Annotated in this window: 21 protein-coding genes; 10 read left to right on the forward strand and 11 right to left on the reverse strand. The window is 61.3% G+C overall.

All coding sequences use genetic code 11. From position 1 onward, the window contains the following. Nucleotides 1-30 precede the first annotated feature (30 nt). Together ACOQFT_RS13110 and ACOQFT_RS13115 are read right to left on the reverse strand one after the other, a co-directional pair. Complete coding sequence (locus tag ACOQFT_RS13110) at nt 31-462, reverse strand: RDD family protein (RefSeq protein WP_170671863.1); 432 nt, start codon at nt 460-462, stop codon at nt 31-33. Between the two features lie 65 nt (nt 463-527). After that, nucleotides 528-950: a DUF2852 domain-containing protein gene (locus ACOQFT_RS13115; protein ID WP_421598350.1), complete on the reverse strand. Its 423-nt coding sequence runs from the start codon at nt 948-950 to the stop codon at nt 528-530. 154 nt (nt 951-1104) lie between these two features. Between ACOQFT_RS13115 and ACOQFT_RS13120 the strand changes: the two genes are divergently transcribed. From ACOQFT_RS13120 to ACOQFT_RS13140, 5 genes are read left to right on the forward strand one after another with little or no spacing between them, the layout of a single operon-like run. After that, nucleotides 1105-1494: a DUF4440 domain-containing protein gene (locus ACOQFT_RS13120; protein ID WP_421598351.1), complete on the forward strand. Its 390-nt coding sequence runs from the start codon at nt 1105-1107 to the stop codon at nt 1492-1494. Further along, the gene (locus ACOQFT_RS13125; protein WP_421598352.1) at nt 1491-4280 is read left to right on the forward strand and encodes a glutamine-synthetase adenylyltransferase; all 2790 of its coding nucleotides are present in this window, start codon (nt 1491-1493) and stop codon (nt 4278-4280) included. Before ACOQFT_RS13120 ends, ACOQFT_RS13125 begins: the two co-directional genes overlap by 4 nt. Beyond that, nucleotides 4267-4539, forward strand: coding sequence for a hypothetical protein (locus tag ACOQFT_RS13130; RefSeq protein WP_421598353.1), 273 nt, complete (start codon nt 4267-4269; stop codon nt 4537-4539). Before ACOQFT_RS13125 ends, ACOQFT_RS13130 begins: the two co-directional genes overlap by 14 nt. Nucleotides 4540-4577: 38 nt before the next feature. Continuing rightward, on the forward strand, nt 4578-5780 hold the full coding sequence (locus ACOQFT_RS13135) for an RSP_2647 family RNA methyltransferase (protein WP_421598354.1): 1203 nt from the start codon (nt 4578-4580) through the stop codon (nt 5778-5780). Next, complete coding sequence (locus ACOQFT_RS13140; RefSeq protein WP_421598355.1) at nt 5777-6319, forward strand: RSP_2648 family PIN domain-containing protein; 543 nt, start codon at nt 5777-5779, stop codon at nt 6317-6319. The genes ACOQFT_RS13135 and ACOQFT_RS13140 overlap by 4 nt, the downstream gene beginning before the upstream one ends. Before the next feature lie 105 nt (nt 6320-6424). Here the strand turns inward: ACOQFT_RS13140 and ACOQFT_RS13145 are convergent, their stop codons facing one another. Next, nucleotides 6425-7114 carry a M48 family metallopeptidase gene (locus tag ACOQFT_RS13145; RefSeq protein ID WP_421598356.1) on the reverse strand — a complete coding sequence of 230 codons (690 nt, stop codon included), beginning with the start codon at nt 7112-7114 and terminating at the stop codon, nt 6425-6427. Nucleotides 7115-7264: 150 nt separating this feature from the next. Between ACOQFT_RS13145 and ACOQFT_RS13150 the strand changes: the two genes are divergently transcribed. Next, nucleotides 7265-8068, forward strand: coding sequence for a methyltransferase domain-containing protein (locus ACOQFT_RS13150; RefSeq protein WP_421598357.1), 804 nt, complete (start codon nt 7265-7267; stop codon nt 8066-8068). An 18-nt stretch (nt 8069-8086) separates the two neighbouring features. On the opposite strand, the gene ACOQFT_RS13155 is transcribed toward ACOQFT_RS13150, so the two are convergent. The 5 genes from ACOQFT_RS13155 to ACOQFT_RS13175 form a co-directional block, all read right to left on the reverse strand. Next, nucleotides 8087-9271, reverse strand: coding sequence for a vWA domain-containing protein (locus tag ACOQFT_RS13155; protein WP_421598358.1), 1185 nt, complete (start codon nt 9269-9271; stop codon nt 8087-8089). A gap of 3 nt (nt 9272-9274) precedes the next feature. Continuing rightward, nucleotides 9275-9445: a hypothetical protein gene (locus tag ACOQFT_RS13160; protein WP_421598359.1), complete on the reverse strand. Its 171-nt coding sequence runs from the start codon at nt 9443-9445 to the stop codon at nt 9275-9277. Between the two features lie 3 nt (nt 9446-9448). After that, entirely contained in the window at nt 9449-10816 is a 1368-nt protein-coding gene (locus tag ACOQFT_RS13165) for a DUF2927 domain-containing protein (protein WP_421598360.1), read from the reverse strand. Then, complete coding sequence (locus tag ACOQFT_RS13170) at nt 10813-11262, reverse strand: GNAT family N-acetyltransferase (protein WP_421598361.1); 450 nt, start codon at nt 11260-11262, stop codon at nt 10813-10815. The genes ACOQFT_RS13165 and ACOQFT_RS13170 overlap by 4 nt, the downstream gene beginning before the upstream one ends. A 116-nt stretch (nt 11263-11378) precedes the next feature. Then, entirely contained in the window at nt 11379-12224 is an 846-nt protein-coding gene (locus tag ACOQFT_RS13175; protein ID WP_170671843.1) for an AAA family ATPase, read from the reverse strand. Between the two features lie 371 nt (nt 12225-12595). Between ACOQFT_RS13175 and dksA the strand changes: the two genes are divergently transcribed. Together dksA and ACOQFT_RS13185 are read left to right on the forward strand one after the other, a co-directional pair. Then, nucleotides 12596-13018: an RNA polymerase-binding protein DksA gene (gene dksA / locus ACOQFT_RS13180; RefSeq protein ID WP_170443495.1), complete on the forward strand. Its 423-nt coding sequence runs from the start codon at nt 12596-12598 to the stop codon at nt 13016-13018. Nucleotides 13019-13089: 71 nt separating this feature from the next. Continuing rightward, nucleotides 13090-14241, forward strand: a complete 1152-nt coding sequence (locus ACOQFT_RS13185) for an FAD-dependent monooxygenase (protein ID WP_421598362.1) — start codon at nt 13090-13092, stop codon at nt 14239-14241. 4 nt (nt 14242-14245) lie between these two features. Here ACOQFT_RS13185 and xth read toward each other — a convergent pair whose 3' ends face one another. Together xth and ACOQFT_RS13195 are read right to left on the reverse strand one after the other, a co-directional pair. After that, complete coding sequence (gene xth, locus ACOQFT_RS13190) at nt 14246-15025, reverse strand: exodeoxyribonuclease III (protein WP_421598363.1); 780 nt, start codon at nt 15023-15025, stop codon at nt 14246-14248. Nucleotides 15026-15306: 281 nt separating this feature from the next. Further along, nucleotides 15307-15630: a HesB/IscA family protein gene (locus tag ACOQFT_RS13195; RefSeq protein ID WP_421598365.1), complete on the reverse strand. Its 324-nt coding sequence runs from the start codon at nt 15628-15630 to the stop codon at nt 15307-15309. 76 nt (nt 15631-15706) lie between these two features. Between ACOQFT_RS13195 and ACOQFT_RS13200 the strand changes: the two genes are divergently transcribed. Continuing rightward, complete coding sequence (locus tag ACOQFT_RS13200; RefSeq protein ID WP_421598366.1) at nt 15707-16849, forward strand: deoxyguanosinetriphosphate triphosphohydrolase; 1143 nt, start codon at nt 15707-15709, stop codon at nt 16847-16849. Here ACOQFT_RS13200 and ACOQFT_RS13205 read toward each other — a convergent pair whose 3' ends face one another. Beyond that, nucleotides 16850-17401 (reverse strand): hypothetical protein, encoded by a 552-nt coding sequence (locus ACOQFT_RS13205; protein WP_421598367.1) that lies wholly within the window; start codon nt 17399-17401, stop codon nt 16850-16852. Between the two features lie 132 nt (nt 17402-17533). On the opposite strand from ACOQFT_RS13205, the gene argS reads away from it, so the two are divergent. After that, complete coding sequence (gene argS / locus ACOQFT_RS13210; protein ID WP_421598368.1) at nt 17534-19279, forward strand: arginine--tRNA ligase; 1746 nt, start codon at nt 17534-17536, stop codon at nt 19277-19279. The last annotated feature ends 18 nt before the right edge of the window (nt 19280-19297 follow it).

The following is a 19297-nucleotide window of genomic DNA, read 5'->3' on the forward strand; positions in this document are numbered from 1 at the left end:
GAGCCGCCAAGTGATTCAATCGGCTGATTTTTATGCCCGCTGGTTGATCATGACGGTGCCCAGAAACGCATCGGTCAGGCCCTGACAGCGCGCGCTGGTCAGCATCATGATGACCGAGATGATCTGGACCACAAAGAACGCCATGCTGACAAAATACCCTGCGGTATGGGCCACGGCCTTGCCCGTATCCATCCGGGCGCCAAAGGCGTCGCGCAATTCGATACCCATGAAACGCATCCCCAGCGTTGCCGATCCGTTGGCAATTGTGACGACGCGGTAGACGAAACTGATTACGCCGTAGATCAGCGGCAGAAAGAACAGCCCCGCGCCGAGTGTAAGGAAAACCGGCACGATGCACAGCAGCGAGATTAAGGCGATGTCAAAGAGCCATGCGACAAAGCGCTTCGTGGCCACCGATTGATAGAATTCGGGTTGGCTGTCTGGATCGGGCAAGTGGGTCATTCAATGTAATCCGCGTCGTTGATGTGGGGACCCTGTCCCGAAACGCGGGACAGGGCAAGGTTGGATCAGGCGCGTTCACCGTTTTCGGCCTCATCGCGGTTTTCGCGGGCGCGTTCATCCATGAACTGGTCGAATTCGGCCTTGTCCTTGGCTTCGCGCAGGCGGTGCAGGAAAGCCTCGAAATCCTGCTGCTCGCGCTCCAGCCGCGCCAAGGTGTCAGCCTTGTAGGCGTCAAACGCGCTGTTGCCCGAAGGCTTCATGGCGCTCATGTGGCTGTGCCAGGATTTGCGGCGGCTGCAGGATTTGCTGAACATGCGTTTGCTCCAGATCATGTAAGCCAGAAGGGCGAGGCCAACAGGCCAGAAGAAGATGAACCCAAGGACCATGGCGGCGATCCAGGCCCCTTTGCCCTTGTCATCCATCCAAGCTTCGGCTCGGGAAAACCATCCCGGGTTTTCAGGGACGGCGTGGTCGGAAAGTGCAGTCATTTGTGGTCTCCGGGGTTGATGTAAATTGTTTTCACATTGTTAAGATGGGGAGCGCGCGGCCTGTTGCAAGGGGTCGATGTGAAAAAGATTTACATTGGGTGTGCCAGCGCGTTCTTCGGTTGACCTCACCCCGGATCAGGCGCAGGTTTCGCACATGCATAATACTGACGATACGACACCTCCGGCGCTGGACGAAATTCTCAATCTGGAACAGCAGGTCTGGGCTGCACTGGTTGATGGCAATGCCTCGGCCGACCGGGCGCTGCTGAGCGCGGATTTCCTGGGGGTGTACCCCACCGGTTTTGCCAATCGGGATGATCATGTCGGGCAATTCGCCGATGCGCCGACCATGGCCCGGTATGAGCTGAGCGAGACAAAACTGCGAATTCTGACTCCGGACATCGTGTTGTTGACCTATCGCGCGGATTATCAGCGCCCCGGATCAGAGGGATGGGAGGCAATGCTGATCTCCTCGCTGTGGGAGCGCCGCCTGGGTGTCTGGGTCAACAGTTTCAGCCAGGATACCCCGTTGGAGGCGCAATGACCGGCCCGCTGACCATCCGCCGCGCCCCGCGTGCCTTTGATACCTCTTTGGGGGATGAAGCATTGAACGCGGTGTCCGACCTCATGCCCGAACAGGGGGAACTGATCGCCGGGGCGGCCGGGTCCAGCCCCTATCTAAAAGGTCTGATCGAGCGTGAACGTGATTGGTTGCCACAGGCCCTGCAACAACCGGATCAGGCGCTGGCCGACGTCATGGACGCGGCCAAAGCTCTGCCGCCGGATCAGTTGAAACCGGGCCTGCGACGGGCAAAACGGCAAATGGCGCTGTTGACCGCGTTGGCCGATCTGGCCGGGGCATGGCCGTTGGAGAAGGTGACTGCGGCGCTGACCGATTTCGGCGCGTTGGCGGCGGATGTGGCGGCAAAGGCCGAGATCGCGGCACTGATCCGGCGCGGCAAACTGCCGGGTATGGGGCCGGATGATGTCGAAACCGCCGCCGGGATGATCATCCTGGCGATGGGCAAGATGGGTGCGCATGAGCTGAACTACAGCTCGGATATCGACCTGATCGTGCTGTTCGATGAAACCCGCTTTGACCCGGATGATTTCTACGACGCACGGCACGGCATGGTGCGGGCGACGCGCAACTTCTGCGCCACGCTCAGCGACAAGACCGCCGATGGTTATGTGTTCCGCACCGACCTGCGCTTGCGCCCCGATCCGGCGGTGACCCCGGTCTGCATGGCGGCCGAGGCGGCCGAACGGTATTACGAAAGCCTTGGCCGCACATGGGAACGCGCCGCCTATATAAAGGCGCGCCCCTGTGCCGGTGATTTGGCCGCCGGGCAGCGTTTCCTTGACACTCTGCGCCCCTTTGTCTGGCGCAGGCATCTGGATTTTGCCGCGATTCAGGACGCCCACGATATGCGCCTGCGCATTCGCGAGAACAAGGGCACCGGTGGCACGCTGGCCATTCCGGGCCATGACATGAAACTGGGGCAGGGCGGTATCCGTGAGATCGAGTTCTTCACCCAGACCCGCCAGCTGATCGCCGGGGGCCGCGACCCCGATCTGCGCGTTCGCGGCACGGTGCCCGGTCTGGCGGCGCTGGCGGAAAAAGGCTGGGTGCCGCAGGACGTTGCCGACAAGCTGACCGACCATTACCGCGCCCATCGTGAGGTCGAACATCGCATTCAGATGGTCCACGACTCGCAAACCCACAAGGTGCCTCAATCGCAGGACGGGATCGACCGTGTCGCCTGTCTGATGGGTATCGACAGCGCCGAGCTGACCGCCGAGCTGACCCGCCGCCTGACCGAGGTGCATGAGCTGACCGAAGGGTTCTTTGCCCCCGGCTCCTCGACCCCGGCACCGGCAAAAGAGGCTGAGTTCGACCAAAGCGTTCTGGCGCGCTGGCCCACCTATCCGGCGCTACGCTCGCAACGCGGCGCGCGGATCTTTGAACGCCTCAAGCCTGAGCTGCTCTCACGCCTGTCGAAAACCGCAAAGCCGGATGAGGCGCTGAGGGCACTGGATGGGTTTCTTGCAGGGCTGCCCGCCGGGGTGCAGCTGTTTTCCCTGTTCGAGGCCAACCCGCACCTGATCGACCTGCTGGTGGATATCGTGGGCACCTCGCACGCGCTGGCGGGACATCTGTCGCGCAATGCCGCCGTGTTTGACGCGGTGATCGGCGGGAGTTTCTTTGACGACTGGCCGGGGCAGGTGGTGCTGCAGGCTGAACTGTCACAGGCGTTAGGGCAGGAGGCGGATTATGAAACGCAGCTCGACTACGCCCGCCGCTGGTGCAAGGAATGGCATTTCCGCATCGGTGTTCATCACCTGCGCGGATTGATCGACGGGGCGCAGGCCGGGCAGCAATATGCCGAACTGGCCAGCGCGGTGATCGCCGCCATCCTGCCCTGCGTGACTGAACAGTTCGCCAAAAAGCACGGACCTGCACCTGGACGTGGCGCAGCGGTGTTGGGTATGGGCTCGATCGGGGCAGGGCGGATCAACTCGCAGTCCGATCTCGATATGATCGTGATCTACGACCCGCAGGATCAGGACATGTCCGACGGTCCACGCCCGCTGGCCTCGCGCACCTATTATGCCCGGTTCACGCAGGCGCTGATCACGGCGCTGTCGGCGCCGATGTCGCAAGGGCGGCTTTACGAGGTCGATATGCGCCTGCGCCCCTCGGGCAATCAGGGGCCGGTGGCGACCAGTTGGGCCAGCTTTACCAACTATCAGCAGAACGAAGCCTGGGTGTGGGAGCATCTGGCCCTGACCCGTGCCCGCGTGGTGGCCGGAAACGAAGGGCTGGCACAGGATATCGAAGCCTTCCGCGCCGATTTCCTGAAACAGCCCGAAGACCGCGAAAAGGTCCTGCGTGAAGTGGCCGAGATGCGCGTTCGTCTGGCGGCGGCCAAATCTCCGGCCGGGACATGGGATGCCAAGAACGGCGCGGGCCGGATGATGGATATCGAACTGGTGGCGGAAACCGGGGCGCTGTTATCGGGCGTTGCGCAGCGCGACGTGCAGTCCGGGCTGGACGGTGCTGTCGCTGCCGGTTTGCTGGACGTCGCTCAGGCGCAGACGCTGAAGGAATGCTACGCTCTATGCTGGTCGGTGCAATGCGCGGCCCGGTTGCTGTCGGGCAAAGTGATCGAGGCCGACAAGATCGGCGAGGGCGGCGCGACCTTCCTGTGCCGCGCTACCGGGTTCGAACAGGTTGAACAGCTTCAGGCCGCCTTGCAGGACAGTTACACCACCGCCGCCGGGATCATCGGCAGCGTGATCGGGGAGGGGAAAGATGCCGCGCAGTGACGATCCGAATGATCACAAGGGCCTGATCCGAGAGGCCTATCGCATCGAAGGCATCACGCTGCCCGAATGCCGCAGCATCTTTCTGGACTGGGCGCTGAGCCTGCCGGCAGAGCGCGATCAAAAGCAGGCCCTGACCGAGCTGCACGCCATCTACGCCGCGCAAGAGGCTGACCATCCGATGACACAGGTGCTGGCCGAAGGGCTGCAATCGGCCCAGGCACCGAAACGGCGCGGCGGGTGGCGATCCCGGCCCCGCTAGGGCTTTCCCCCCGGCGCGTTCACCACTATGAGGGCGTCATGACCCAAGCCATCGATCGCCCCCGTATCCGCCTGAAACCCAAAGCCAATGCGCGCGGCCTGCGCCATGGCTTCCCGTGGGTCTATGCCAATGACATCGTCACCGACCGCCGGACCCGCAAAATCCCGGTGGGAGCCTTGGCGGTGCTTGAAGATGAAAAACGCGCGCCGATCGCTCTGGTCGCGGTGAACCCCGAGTCCAAGATCATGTGTCGCGTGCTGGATCGCGACTTGGATGCCGATTTGAACGCCGAATGGTTCGAAACCCGCCTGCGCCGCGCGTTGGAGATGCGCGAGCGTCTGTTCGATGCGCCGTATTACCGACTGATCCACGCCGAGGCAGACGGTTTTCCCGGCGTGATCATTGACCGGTTCGGAGACGCCTGCGTTATCCAACCCAACGCCGCCTGGGCCGAGTCACATCTGGACATTCTGACTGATGCCCTGGTCCGTGTTGCCGGGGTGACGACGGTGTTGAAAAACGCTTCGGGCCGCACACGGGGGCTGGAAGGGTTGGACGATGAGAACCAAACCCTGCGTGGCACTGCGCCTGATGCACCGCTGCCGGTTCCGATGAACGGGGCGACCTATATGGCCGACCTGACAGGCGGCCAGAAAACCGGCCTGTTCTATGATCAGCGCCCCAACCATGCCTTCGCTGCAAGGCTGGTACAGCCGGACGCGCAGGTGCTGGACGTGTTCAGCCATGTCGGTGGGTTCGGATTGGCGATGCTGGCCGGAGGGACCGCGAAGGCCCTGTCCGTTGACGGATCCGCCGCAGCGCTGGAATTGGCCGCACAGGGCGCCCGGGCCTCTGGCTGCGCCGATCGCTTCCAAACCCGGCAGGGCGATGCCTTTGACGTGCTGACCCAACTGGGTGAAGAGGGCGCGGAGTTCGACGTCGTCATCTGCGACCCGCCCGCCTTTGCGCCCTCGAAACAGGCGCTGGACGCTGGGCTTCGCGCCTACGAACGTATCGCACGGTTGGCGGCGCCGCTGGTGAAACCCGGCGGTTATCTCGGCCTGTGTTCCTGTTCCCACGCAGCCGATCTGGGCCGTTTCCGCGATGCCTCTTCGCGCGGCATTGGCCGGGCAGGGCGGCAGGCACAGCTGATCCACACCGGCTTTGCCGGCCCCGACCACCCGCAACTGCCGCAACTTGCCGAAAGCGGCTATCTCAAAGCTGTGTTCTATAGGCTGTGAAGGCGGTTCTGGATACCTGCGTCATCTATCCCACGGTGATGCGAGAGATGCTGCTGGGGGCCGCCCGGCTGGGTCACTTCACCCCCATCTGGTCCGCCCGAATCCTCGAAGAATGGGCCCGCGCCACCCGCAAACTGGGCCCGAATGGCGAGGCACAGGCCCGCGCTGAAATCGCCCTGACGCAGGCGCACTGGCCTGATGCGGAACGCGCGGCACAACCGGGTGTTGAACAGCGCCTCTGGCTGCCCGACAGCGCCGACATTCATGTTCTCGCAACGGCCATTGCGGCCTCGGCGGATGTCATCGTCACTGTCAACGCCAAGGATTTCCCTAGAAATATCCTGTCGGAAGAAGGGCTTGAGCGCAGAGACCCCGACAGCCTGCTTCAGGGTTTCTGGCAACAAGATCCGGATGGCATGGCCGAAACAGCCAACCGCGTCCTGGCCGAGGCCAACCGTCTGTCCGGAGACCAGTGGACCCTTCGCGCGCTGATGAAAAAGGCACGCCTTCCACGTCTGGGTAAAGCCCTCACCGCTTAAACCCGGATCCCTCTTCAACTGGCCAAAAATATCTCGGGGAGCCGCCATTGGAAGCGCCATTGGTTCGAACGCCAATGGCGGCGGGCTTGCCCTTCGCGGCGCAACCTATCCGCCCGCGCCCCAACGCCGTTCAAGCGCTTCCAGCGCTGCAATCCGCTCATCGGTATTCGGATGGCTCATCAACCAAGCCGGAACCACACCGGCGCGTTGCTGGGTCAGGCCTTCCAGCTTGTGAAACAGGGATTTCTGCGGCCCGATCCCGATCCCGGCCTTGGTCAGCAAAGCGGCGGCGTATTCATCGGCCTCATACTCATCCCCGCGTGACAGGCGTGAGGCCAGAAGATGCGTCAGCATGTTGGCAATCCACGCGCCGATAAAGGGAATGAACCGGGCAAACAGCATCATCAGCGCCGCCCGCAATGCGTTCTGTCCGGAAAAATCGATCATCCGCCGCCGCGCGTGACCCAAGGCCACATGCCCCAGCTCATGCGCGATGACACTGGCCATTTCCTCGGCCGAGACTTCTCCGTTGCGGAACTTGCGATAGAACCCGCGGGTGATGAATATCCGCCCGTCCGGGGCTGCCAACCCGTTCACCGGATCAATCTCGTAGATATAGACGGGCACCCGGTCGATCTCCAACGCGGCCGCCAGCCGGTCGGTCATGCGTTTCAGCGCCGGATCGGCCAGTTCGGTCGATTTCGCGTCCAGTTCCCGGTGGGTACGCCAGACGGAAATCCGGTACATCACGACGGCATAGGCGATGGCCAGCAGGATTGGGGTCAGGCGAAGCATGGGTTAGATATGGGTTGGCCAACACGACAGAGCAACACAAATCTGCGTATTCTGCCCGGCACGCTCGGGTTTCGCCGCGACATAGGTCGCGGCAGGTGAGCATTTCCCCAATGTGAGGTATGATAGGGACATTTAATCAGGAGCTGCCCTTTGTCCGATCCCTATTCCGATCTCGCCGCGCAACAGAAGCACATGCAGGAACGCATCGCCGACGCGATGGAGGCACGTTGCCTTGAACCGGCGCAAAAGGCGATCAGACGGGCGTATCTTGCCGGTATCAACCTTTCGGCAGGAGCAAAGGCGCTTGAGATGGGGTCGGGGACCGGGCATGTGACCGAGGACCTGTTGCATCTGGCGGGGGCGACCTCAGCTATTGGGATCGAGCCGTCTCCGGTCATGGTCGCCCGCGCAACGGAACAGTTTTCTGACAATCCGCAGCTCAGCTTCGAAATTGGCGATGCCAAGAATACCGGTTTCCTTGACGAGTCGTTCGACATGATCCTGATGCATACCTTGCTGTGCCATGTGCCCCAGCCGCGGGAGGTTCTTGCCGAGGCCCACCGGTTGCTGAAACCGGGCGGTGTGTTGGCGATCTGCGACGGGGATTACGATACCGCAACAGCCCAGATTGCCGATTATGACCCGCTGGATCAGCTTGTCCGCTTTATGATCAACCAGAACGTCACCAATCTGTGGATCATGCGTCAGATCTCGGGGTTGCTGGACGAATTCGGATTCCGGCTAGGGGCGCGGAAGGGGCACAGTTACGTGGCCGAGGGTGGCGCAACCTATTTTCTGACGGTCATTGACCGGGGCGCCGACCGGATGTTCGAAGAAGGGATATTGGGGTCTGAGACCGCAGCCGCGCTGAAGAAGGAGGCGCGGGACCGGGTGGACAAAAACACCTTCTTCGGATTCATGTCCTATGTCAGTCAGATCGCATACAAGCCCTAACCCCAGGTGAGGGTCGCGTTACCGCGTCAGGTCCCGCATCCCCTGTTCCAGCCCGGCCAGTGTCATCGGCACCATTCGATCCTCGAAAATCTCCTGAATCATGCCGATGGAATGGGTGTAGCCCCAGTATTTCTCGGGCACCGGGTTGATCCACAGGTTCGACGGCCACTGATCCCGTGCGCGCTGCAGCCAGACCTGACCGGCCTCCTGGTTCCAGTGCTCGTTGGCACCGCCGGGATAGGCGATCTCGTAGGGGCTCATCGAGGCGTCGCCGACGAAGATACATTTGTAGTCCGAGCCATAGGTCCGCAGCACCTCATGCGTCGGTGTCTGTTGATCCCAACGGCGGCGGTTGTCGCGCCAGACGCCTTCATAGAGGCAATTGTGAAAGTAGTAGTATTCCAAATGCTTGAACTCGGTCCGCGCGGCCGAGAACAGCTCCTCGACCACCTTGATATGCGGGTCCATCGAGCCGCCCACGTCCAGAAACAGCAGCACCTTGACCGCGTTGTGACGCTCGGGGCGGGTTTTGACGTCCAGATAGCCATGTTCGGCCGTGGCGCGGATGGTGCCGTCCAGATCCAGTTCCTCGGCCGCACCCTCGCGTGCCCAGCGGCGCAGGCGTTTGAGGGCGACCTTGATGTTGCGGGTGCCCAGTTCAACCGTGTCGTCCAGGTTCCTGAACTCGCGCTTATCCCAGACCTTAACCGCGCGCTGATGGCGGCTTTCCTTCTGGCCGATACGCACGCCCTCGGGGTTATAGCCATAGGCTCCGAAGGGCGAGGTCCCGGCGGTGCCGATCCACTTGTTGCCGCCCTGATGGCGGCCCTGCTGGTCTTTCAGACGCTCCTGCAGCGTCTCCATAAGCTTGTCAAATCCGCCAAGCGCCTCGATCTCGGCCTTTTCTTCGGCGCTGAGGTGTTTTTCGGCCATCTTCTCAAGCCATTCGGCGGGAATATCCACCGCTTCAAGCACCTGATCAAAGCTGATCTCGTTCAGGCCCTCGAAACTGGCGGCGAAGGCGCGGTCGAACTTGTCGATGTTACGCTCGTCCTTCACCATCGAGACGCGGGCGAGGTAGTAGAATGCCTCGACATCATAGGTGGCCAGACCCTTTTTCATGCCTTCCAGAAAGGTCAGGTATTCGCGTAAGGATACGGGAATGCCAGCTTTGCGGAGGTTTTCGAAAAAGGGCAGGAACATCGCTTACCCCACAAACCTTACAAGGATCAGCGACAGCACCAGCCCGACCAGCGCAAAGGCAATGCCATAGCCGGCGGCGTATTGGGCCATGTCGGCAGTGTTGCCATTGCGTTTGCGTGCCGTCAGCGCCCCGAGGATTGCCCCCAGTATCGCCATTCCCAATACCACGACCATGCGTTATCCGCCCCTGTTGTTGTTGGGAGGCCCTTCCGCAACATCCTGCATCAGCGACCGGGCCACCGTTTCCGAGCCAAACCCGTAGCGCGCCCACCCCAGACTGTCCAGCCTGACGGAACGTGCCTGAGCGGTCCTCCCTGCCTGGTTGAGCGCTTCGGATTTCAGCAGCAGCAACGTCGCCAGTTGCGAGGCATTCTCGGCGCGTGTCATCACGTCTATGGCCTTGTTCAGCTCGGGCAGGGCTTCGGGTCCCTTGCCTTGCGCCAGCGCATAGGCGGCGGTCTGGGTGGTGATATACGCCTGATGCACCTCGGTGCCGGGGGTGGCGCGCAGGAATTGCAGGGCCGTCTGGTAGTTGCGCAATGCCTTCTGCGGGTTGTCGAACTGCTCCATGCGGCCCATCACATAGTACGGATAGGCGCGGCGGTGGTCCGTCCATCCCTGTTCCTGTCCGATCCGGGCGGCTTTTTGGGCGTCTTTCAGACGTCTCTGTGCCCCGCGTGTCGGCCGCAGAGATTTCTGAATCGCGTTGATCCACTCACGCGGGGTGTCGGAAGCCGGCCGTGCGGGCAGGGCGTCTCCGCGCGGGTTCAGGCGGCTGAGAATACCGGGCAGGGCAGCTTCGACCTGTTCGCGGGTCATGCCGCTGCGCAGTTCGGGCGCATAGGCGGTGCGCAGGATCAGCATGTCGAACCCGGTCAGAACGGTGTGAATGTTGTCGTCGTTGAACACTGAATCCGGGAGATGATAGAGGTCGTTCAACGGCCCCAGCGCCTGCGCGATCTCTTCATGCAGGCAGTCGCGCTTTTCCTGCGGACTGACGTCGTAGGGGATGAACACCCCCAGACGTTCTCGGCTGCGCAGGCGGGACCAGCTGCTTTTCTGTTTGCGCCGGTCGCGGCGGTATTCCTCGAAGCTTGAGGAATTCGGCACCACGAAACAGGCCGCCTGCGGCAGGATGGCATGGATCTGTTCCTGACTGACGGCCTCGACGGTGATGTTGGCCGTGCCGCTTGAGACCTGGCGGATGTTGATCCCGGCCTCATTGCGCAGGCGGTTCAGCAAGCGGGTCAGGTCGCGCTGCATCGACGGGGTGGGGGCGCCGGTCAGACGCACGGTGATCGGGGTTTCGAACCGGGTGAACACCGGCAGTTGCGCGCCGCCCTCCAGCGCGAAATGCAACGAGACGAAATCGGTTGCGATATTGGTGTTCGAGCGGCCAGGGGGCGTCGGGGCCGAACGGGTGAAAGACTTGGTCGGCGGCAGTTTTTCTTCAATCGCCTGAACACGGGTCGGAACCTCGATCGGCTCTACCGCCGCGCAGCCTGCCATCGCCAAGGCGGCAAGGATGGCGGCCCATCGCGTCATGGGCGCTGATACCGGATGAACGGGGTCTGCTTGCCGATGCGGTCATACAGCTTGCGGGCCGTGTGGTTGAAATCCTGCGTCAGCCAATAGACGGAGGGGGCGCCTTGCCGGTCGGCCTCGTCATACACCGCCTGGATAAGGGCCCGCCCGATGCCGGTGCCGCGTGCCTCGGGTCGGGCAAACAAGTCCTGCAGATAGCAGACGGATTCGACTTTCCATGCGTGGCGATGAAACAGGTAGTGGGTCAGACCCAGCAGTTGCCCGTTGGCCTCGGCCACAAAGCACGAAAAATCATGCGGATCGTCGCCCAGCAGACGGGCAAAGGTGGTGTCATAGACCTCATCCGGCACGGCCGTTTCATAAAATGCCAGATAGTCCCGCCACATGTCGGACCATTCAGCGCGGTCTTCGGACCGCAACGCGCGGATGGTCACAGTGTCAGCCAATCAGATTGCCCCGTCTTGTCCGGTCATACATAGCCCGATTGCACCGGGCCGCTACCTGCAATGCTGACAGGCTGATCTGCCCAAGGCAAGCGGCGATCACCGAAGGTTCTACAACCTCAGCGTTTGGCGCGCGCCATGAAGGCCAGACGTTCGAACAGATGCACGTCCTGTTCGTTTTTCAGCAGCGCCCCATGCAGCTTGGGCAGGGCATTGGCGCCATCGCGTTTGAGGTCCTCGGAGGTCAGGTCCTCGGCCAGCAGCAGCTTCAGCCAGTCCAGAACCTCGGATGTCGAAGGCTTTTTCTTCAGCCCCTGCGTCTCGCGGATTTCATAGAACTGGGTCAGTGCAGTGGTCAGAAGCGCATCCTTGATGCCGGGGTGGTGTACCTCGACGATCCGGCGCATCGTGGCCTCATCCGGGAAACGGATATAGTGGAAGAAGCAGCGGCGCAGGAACGCGTCGGGCAGTTCCTTTTCGTTGTTCGAGGTGATGATCACGATGGGGCGATGCCGGGCGCGGATCGTCTCGCCGGTTTCGTAGACGTGGAACTCCATCTTATCGAGCTCCTGCAGCAGGTCGTTGGGAAACTCGATATCGGCCTTGTCGATCTCATCAATCAGCAGAACAACCTTTTCGTCGGCATCGAACGCCTGCCACAGCTTGCCCTTGCGGATATAGTTCGACACATCATGCACGCGCTCGTCACCCAGTTGGCTGTCGCGCAAACGGCTGACCGCATCATATTCATACAGACCCTGCTGCGCGCGGGTGGTGGATTTCACATTCCACTCGATCATCTTCAGACCCAGCGCACCGGCCACCTGTTTGGCCAGTTCGGTCTTGCCGGTGCCGGGCTCACCCTTGACCAGCAGGGGGCGTTCCAGCGTCACGGCAGCGTTTACCGCAATCGTCAGGTCATCGGTGGCAACATATTCTGCGGTGCCTTGGAAACGTGCGGTCATGGGCCCCTCGTGTGGTTTCGCGCGATCTGTGCCGTTGGGGTTACAGAGAGGCGATGATTTTGACAAGCGGGCCGCGGCGTCCCGAACCGCGAACTTCGCAGCGACTCTGGTCCCTTTTGCTTGATTCGGGGGCTATCGGATGCACCGCTGGTTGTGGTTTGCCACAGAAATGCCCAACGAATTCCGCAGAAAAACAAGGTTTTGTTGTTACATGTCTCATATTTAGACAAGGCCAGAGGCGTGACGAATCAACACGGCGTTTGTGTAGTGACATTCCCATGCGCGTCAGATAAACGCTCCGCAGAAGGGAGAGCCAAATGTCAGGTGAAACAACCGCTACCGACGTTTCTGGCCATACCGAGGGAGCAAAGATGAAGCAGGAAGTTTTTCTGTCGGAGGACTACCGTCCGGCCGAAGATGAGCCTTTCATGAATGACCGTCAGCTTGAGTATTTCCGTCGCAAGCTGCTGGATTGGAAGAACGAACTATTGGCGGGCAGCCGCGACACGATTGAAGGGCTGCAGGACAACACCCGAAACATTCCGGACGTTGCTGACCGCGCGAGCGAGGAAACCGACCGCGCGCTTGAGCTGCGCACCCGTGACCGTCAGCGCAAGCTGGTGGCCAAGATCGACTCGGCCCTGCGCCGCATCGACGAAGGTGAGTACGGCTATTGCGAGATGACGGGCGATCCGATCTCGCTGAAACGTCTGGATGCGCGTCCGATCGCAACCATGACGCTTGAGGCACAAGAGCGCCACGAGCGCCGCGAGAAGGTCCACCGCGACGATTGATCGCTGGAAGATTCGGGAAAACTCGAACGCCGGGGCCTGTCGCTCCGGCGTTTTTGCGTTAAGGCGGTGCCATGAATATCGACGGTCGGAAATTCAGTGTCATCGGCGGTGGCATCGGCGGGCTGGCGGCCGCGCTGGCGCTGCGGCAACGCGGCGCGCAGGTTACGGTTCTGGAACAGGCTCCGGCCCTGACTGAGGTCGGCGCAGGGTTGCAGATCAGCGCCAACGGCATGGCGGTTCTGCGGGCGCTTGGCGTGGCGGGGCCCGAGCCCGAGTACGGGCAGCTGTCGCACGGAACGATTCTGCGTGACTACCGAAAAGGCCGTGTGGTCAGCAAGGTGCCCGTGCCTGCGGCCGGTCCAACATATTATTATCACCGTGCCGATCTGTTGGACCTGCTGCACCGGGCGGCGCGGGATGCAGGTGTCGATATCCGGCTGGGCGCGCGCGTGACGCAGGTGGTCAAATACCCAAGCGAGGCCGATGTCGTGCTGGACGGCGGCGAGCGGCTGCGGTCGGAATGCGTCATTGCCGCAGACGGAGGGCGCAGCACGATCCGCCCGATCCTGAACGGCACCGAAACGCCCAAGTTCACCCATCAGGTCGCCTGGCGCGCAACGATCCCCTGGTCGCAGCGCAAAGAGATGCCGCGCGCGTCGCTGACCATGGGGCCGGGGCGCCATGTGGTCACCTATCCGTTGCGTGACCAATGTCTGATGAATGTGGTGGCGATCGAGGAGCGTTCGGACTGGCAAGAGGAAGGCTGGCGCCTGCAAGGCGACCCGGACGATATGCGCGCGCGTTTCGCCGATTTTGGAGGTCCGGTGCGCGACATTCTGGCCGAAGTGACAGAAACCAACCTCTGGGCCCTGTTCCTGCGCCCCGTTGCACAAAGCTGGCAAAGCGGGCGCCTCGCGCTGCTGGGCGATGCCGCGCATCCAACGCTGCCCTTCATGGCGCAGGGCGCATGTCTGGCGCTGGAGGATGCGTGGATTCTGGCCCGCGCGTTCAAAGACCAATCGGGGGTTAAACAAGCCCTTGCCGCCTACGAAACCCAACGCCGCCCAAGGGCAAGGCAAGTGGTCGCCGCCGCCGGAGCAAATGCGCGCAACTTTCACCTGCGTGGCCCCATGCGACTGGCGGCGCAGATGGCGCTGATGGCCGTTGGGGCTAAACTGTCCCAGAAATACGAGTGGATCTACAGCTATGACGCCACCGCGTGACCCGTCAAAAGTCGAGATCAACCCACACCGGCACGTGATCTGAGGGCTTTTCGTGCCCGCGCACCGCTGAGTCAATCTGGCAGTCACGCATCCGATCAGCAGCCTGCGGCGTCAGCAAAAAATGGTCGATGCGAATGCCGTCATTCTTGTTCCACGCCCCGGCCTGATAGTCCCAAAAGGAATAATGACCGGGTCCCTGCGTGCGCGCGCGGAAGGCTTCGGTGAACCCGAGGTTCAGAATCTTGCGAAACGCGGCGCGGCTTTCGGGGCGGAACAGGGCGTCTTCGCGCCAAGCATCCGGGCGGGCCGCGTCTTCGGCCTGTGGAATAATATTGTAGTCACCTGCCATCAATGCCGGTTCTTCGTTGGTCATTAAGTCGCACGCGCGATGATAAAGCCGCTCCATCCAGGCCAGTTTGTAGTCGTATTTCGGACCGGGGGCCGGGTTCCCATTGGGCAGGTACAGTCCGCAAATACGCAGTGCCTGTTTGCCAACCACCGTAGCCTCGATCCAACGCGCCTGTTCGTCTTCAACATCGCCCGGCAGGCCACGGGATACGTCTTCCAGCGGTAACTTAGACAGAATCGCCACGCCGTTGAAGCTTTTCTGCCCGTGCGTTTCGACGTTATAGCCTCGCTCTTCGAAAATCTCGCGCGGGAAGTTTTCGTCGACCGACTTGATCTCTTGCAGCAGAACAACGTCCGGCTGCGCCTCGTCAAGCCACCGGGGCAGGGCCTCGGCCCGCGCTTTGATGCCGTTAATGTTGAACGTGGCGATTTTCATGCGCGATCCTCCGTTGGCTTAAGGCAACCTATCGCCCAGAACCTGTCCAACGGCAAGGCGGATGGTTGGGGTGCGAGGCTCTGCCTCGCGCTCCGGGATATTTTTGGCCAGATGAAGAAACGGATTCTTAACCAAATTTGTTGATAAGAGTCTTGCGGTACAGGCGGGGACGCCGATGACCGCGCCAGGTGAAGCTCTCCGGCGGATGATCGGAGAGTGGATCCCTGCTTCATCTGGCTATAAATATCCTGGGGGTGTGGGGGCAAAGCCCCCACCAGCGTTTACATCGAAAATGATGTTCCGCAGCCGCAGGATGAAGTGGCGTTTGGATTCTCGATCACAAAGCGCGCGCCGATCAGTTCCTGCGTGAAATCGATTACCGCGTTTTCCAGAAACGGCAGGGAAATTGAATCCACGACGACTTTCTGGCCTTTGCCTTCCAGTACAAGGTCGCCGTCTTTTGGCTCATCCAGCGCGATTTCGTATTGAAAACCGGAACATCCGCCGCCTTCCACCGCGACGCGCAGGGCTTGTCCCTGATCTGCGGCGCCGATCTCGGCCAGGCGATCAAAGGCGCGTTCTGTGACTGTTGGGGGCAGATTCATGCCGGACTCCAAAGGTTTATTTATTTGCCGCAGTACAATATATGAAACCTAACGACAGGCGACAAGGACAAGACCTTTGGACAGAGCGGGTTTTGCCTCGGACCCAGGCCGCGCACGGGGGCGGCTTGTGCCTGAGGAGGAGAGCAGTTTCCGGTCATGCTTTCAGCGTGATCGCGACCGTATCATTCATGCCAGCGCGTTTCGTCGGCTCAAACACAAGACGCAGGTCTTTGTTGAGCATGAGGGCGACAGTTACCGCACCCGTTTGACCCATTCGATCGAAGTTGCGCAAGTGGCGCGCACGATTGCCGGGGCGTTGGGCCTGAACCCCGAACTGACCGAGGCGGTGGCGCTGGCCCATGATCTGGGGCACACACCATTTGGACATACAGGGGAGGATGCTCTGCATGCGTTGATGGCGCCTTATGGCGGCTTCGACCACAACGCGCAGGCCATTCGGATCGTCACCAAGCTGGAACGCCACTATGCCGAGTTCGATGGTTGCAACCTGACGTGGGAGTGTCTTGAGGGCATTGCCAAGCATAACGGGCCGGTCGAGGGGGAACTGCCTTGGGCTCTGGACGAGTGCAATGAGTGCTTCGATCTGGAACTGCACACCCATGCCAGTGCCGAAGCGCAGGTGGCCGCGCTATCGGACGACATCGCCTACAACAACCATGATCTGCTGGATGGTCTGCGCGCCAACCTGTTTACAGACGACGAAATCCTGCAATTACCGGTTGTGGGCGACTGCTATGCAGAGGTGGATCGCAAATATCCCGGACTAGACCCGTACCGCCGCCGACATGAGGCGTTGCGGCGGGTGTTTGGGGTTATGGTGTCCGATGTGATCGACACTTCGCGTGGGCTGATCGCCGCGTCAGGGGCACAGACGGTCGAAGACATCCGATACCTCGGCTATCCGGTTGTTCAGTTCTCGAACGGACTATGGGCGCAACTCAGGGAAATTCGCGCATTCCTGTTCACACGGATGTATCGGGCCCCCAGCGTGATGGAAGTGCGCGCCGAAGTCAGCGCAGTCGTGCAGGAGTTGTTTCCGATATACCTCAATGATCCCAAACAGATGCCTGCGCGCTGGCACCGCGATATCGAGGCCGCGCAGGACGAAACCGCGCTGGCTCGAATTGTGTCGGACTATATTGCCGGAATGACAGACCGGTTTGCCCTGCAGGATCACAGACGGCTGACGGGCGGCTAATTATTCGACCCCGATATAGGCCAGCGCCCACACCTGTTGCCCAGCCTGTTTCTGTGCCTGTTCCGCATCTTCAGTCGGGGGGAAGACGATCATGGTTGGACCATAGCCACCAATCCCCATCGGGCTGCCATCCGCATGAGTCGCGACAATTGGCTGATGCGCCGTGATGCTCTGCCACGGAATTTCCGACTGATAGCCGTCCAGCGCCATCGGTTTTGCCGTTTTGCCCGCGGCACCTGCCATCGTCATCACGTCAGACAGAAGCGGGCCTGAAAAAGCGATCTCGCGCTGGCTGCCTTCGGGGCCGTAGGTGATGGTGATCTCGATCTGGTCCAGACCATCCAGCATGGCGGCGTCGAACCCGGCGGCCCCGTCGTGCTGGACTTCGAGATAGCCCAGAAGGCCGCCGTCATCCTCGCCCCGGGCCGGCAGGTTGGCTTCGGTAACCGCGCCGCCCAGCGTCAACAAAACGTGGCCTTGCGGCGCAGGCATTTCGGCCCAGGCCGGCAACGAAATGGTCAGGGCGATGGCAAGGGGCAGGGCTAGGCGCATGAAACGGTCTCCGGGTTGGTATTTCCTGAGACCTTAGCCCCGTTTACGGTTAATCCAAGCGGAAACTGATCGCTTGCATTGACCTTGCCGCTTTGCGTGGTAAACCGCCGGGCAAGCAAAAGGACATCCGAAATGAACCTGTTTTCCGAGATCCGCGGCCTTGTACTGGATGCGCTGGCACAGATGCAGTCCGAAGGCGCGCTGCCCGAGGGGCTGAGCTTTGACAACGTGGCGGTCGAACCGCCGCGTGATGCCGCGCATGGCGACATGGCGACCAACGCTGCGATGGTACTGGCGAAACCGGCCAAGATGAAGCCGCGCGACATTGCCGATGTCCTGGCTGGGAAACTGGCGGCCGATGACCGGATTACCAGTGCCGAGGTGGCCGGGCCGGGCTTTCTGAATCTGCGTCTTGCGCCTGTCGTTTGGCAAGGTGTGCTGGCGGCGGTGCTGGAAAAGGGCACCGATTATGGCCGCTCGACCATGGGTCATGGGCAGAAGGTCAACGTCGAATATGTCTCGGCCAATCCCACCGGTCCGCTGCATGTGGGGCATACCCGGGGGGCGGTGTTCGGCGATGCGCTGGCCAGCCTGCTGGCCTATTCCGGCCATGACGTGACCCGCGAGTACTACATCAACGACGGTGGCGCCCAGGTGGATGTGCTGGCGCGCTCGGCTTATGAGCGCTATCGCGAGGCCAACGGGCTGAGCCCCGAGATTGCCGAGGGGCTGTACCCGGGCGATTACCTGATCCCGATCGGTGAGGCGCTGAAAGAGAAATACGGCGACAGCCTGATCGACAAGCCGGAAAGCGAATGGCTGGAAGAGCTGCGCAACTTTGCCACTGACGCGATGATGGACTTGATCCGCGCCGATCTGAAGGCGCTGGGCGTCGAGATGGATGTGTTCTTCTCCGAGAAATCGCTCTACGGCACGGGCCGGATCGAGGCTGCGTTGCAATCGCTGACCGACAAGGGCCTGATCTACGAGGGCGTTCTGGAGCCGCCGAAAGGCAAGAAGCCCGAGGATTGGGAACCGCGCGAGCAGACTCTGTTCAAGTCCACCGAGCATGGCGATGACGTGGATCGCCCGGTGAAGAAATCCGACGGCAGCTGGACCTATTTTGCCCCGGATATCGCCTATCACTATGACAAGGTGAGCCGTGGCTTTGACGCGCTGATCGACGTGTTTGGCGCGGATCATGGCGGCTATGTCAAGCGGATGAAGGCGGCCGTGTCGGCGCTGTCCGATGGCAAGGTGCCGCTGGACATCAAGCTGACGCAGCTGGTGAAGCTGTGGAAGAATGGTGAGCCGTTCAAGATGTCCAAACGGGCCGGGAATTTTGTCACACTGCGCGATGTGGTCGATCAGGTGGGTCCGGATGTGACCCGTTTCGTGATGCTGACCCGCAAGAACGACGCGCCTTTGGATTTCGACTTCGACAAGGTGCTGGAGCAGAGCCGCGAAAACCCGGTGTTCTACGTGCAATACGCCCATGCCCGCGTGATGAGCGTGCTGCGCCGCGCGGCCGAGGCCGGGATTGCCACCGATGATGCGGCCCTTGGCGGGGCGGATCTGAGCAAGAACGACCATGCCTCGGAACTGACCGTGGCCAAGAAGCTGGCCGAATGGCCCCGTCTGGTCGAAATCGCGGCGCGGACCAACGAGCCGCACCGCGTTGCCTTTTACCTGTATGAACTTGCAGGGGATTTCCACGCTTTGTGGAACAAGGGCAACGATGAGACGCAATTGCGGTTCATTCAGGATGGCGATGTTGCCACAAGCCAGTCAAAAATCGCATTGGCCCGGGCTGTTTCTGTTGTGATTTCAGCGGGCTTGGGTATTCTTGGCGTCACACCGGCGCAGGAGATGCGGTAACTAACACCGCCCGAAGCA

The sequence above is a fragment of the Ruegeria sp. MALMAid1280 genome, assembly GCF_049195285.1.
Classification (GTDB): domain Bacteria; phylum Pseudomonadota; class Alphaproteobacteria; order Rhodobacterales; family Rhodobacteraceae; genus Ruegeria.

Bases quoted from the DNA above. Each gene is read 5' to 3' on its own strand.
- ACOQFT_RS13110 (WP_170671863.1), bottom strand. From the start codon at position 462: ATGACCCACTTGCCCGATCCAGACAGCCAACCCGAATTCTATCAATCG.
- ACOQFT_RS13115 (WP_421598350.1), bottom strand. From the start codon at position 950: ATGACTGCACTTTCCGACCACGCCGTCCCTGAAAACCCGGGATGGTTT.
- ACOQFT_RS13120 (WP_421598351.1), top strand. From the start codon at position 1,105: ATGCATAATACTGACGATACGACACCTCCGGCGCTGGACGAAATTCTC.
- ACOQFT_RS13125 (WP_421598352.1), top strand. From the start codon at position 1,491: ATGACCGGCCCGCTGACCATCCGCCGCGCCCCGCGTGCCTTTGATACC.
- ACOQFT_RS13130 (WP_421598353.1), top strand. From the start codon at position 4,267: ATGCCGCGCAGTGACGATCCGAATGATCACAAGGGCCTGATCCGAGAG.
- ACOQFT_RS13135 (WP_421598354.1), top strand. From the start codon at position 4,578: ATGACCCAAGCCATCGATCGCCCCCGTATCCGCCTGAAACCCAAAGCC.
- ACOQFT_RS13145 (WP_421598356.1), bottom strand. From the start codon at position 7,114: ATGCTTCGCCTGACCCCAATCCTGCTGGCCATCGCCTATGCCGTCGTG.
- ACOQFT_RS13155 (WP_421598358.1), bottom strand. From the start codon at position 9,271: ATGTTCCTGCCCTTTTTCGAAAACCTCCGCAAAGCTGGCATTCCCGTA.
- ACOQFT_RS13160 (WP_421598359.1), bottom strand. From the start codon at position 9,445: ATGGTCGTGGTATTGGGAATGGCGATACTGGGGGCAATCCTCGGGGCG.
- ACOQFT_RS13165 (WP_421598360.1), bottom strand. From the start codon at position 10,816: ATGACGCGATGGGCCGCCATCCTTGCCGCCTTGGCGATGGCAGGCTGC.
- ACOQFT_RS13175 (WP_170671843.1), bottom strand. From the start codon at position 12,224: ATGACCGCACGTTTCCAAGGCACCGCAGAATATGTTGCCACCGATGAC.
- dksA (WP_170443495.1), top strand. From the start codon at position 12,596: ATGAAGCAGGAAGTTTTTCTGTCGGAGGACTACCGTCCGGCCGAAGAT.
- ACOQFT_RS13185 (WP_421598362.1), top strand. From the start codon at position 13,090: ATGAATATCGACGGTCGGAAATTCAGTGTCATCGGCGGTGGCATCGGC.
- xth (WP_421598363.1), bottom strand. From the start codon at position 15,025: ATGAAAATCGCCACGTTCAACATTAACGGCATCAAAGCGCGGGCCGAG.
- ACOQFT_RS13195 (WP_421598365.1), bottom strand. From the start codon at position 15,630: ATGAATCTGCCCCCAACAGTCACAGAACGCGCCTTTGATCGCCTGGCC.
- ACOQFT_RS13205 (WP_421598367.1), bottom strand. From the start codon at position 17,401: ATGCGCCTAGCCCTGCCCCTTGCCATCGCCCTGACCATTTCGTTGCCG.
- argS (WP_421598368.1), top strand. From the start codon at position 17,534: ATGAACCTGTTTTCCGAGATCCGCGGCCTTGTACTGGATGCGCTGGCA.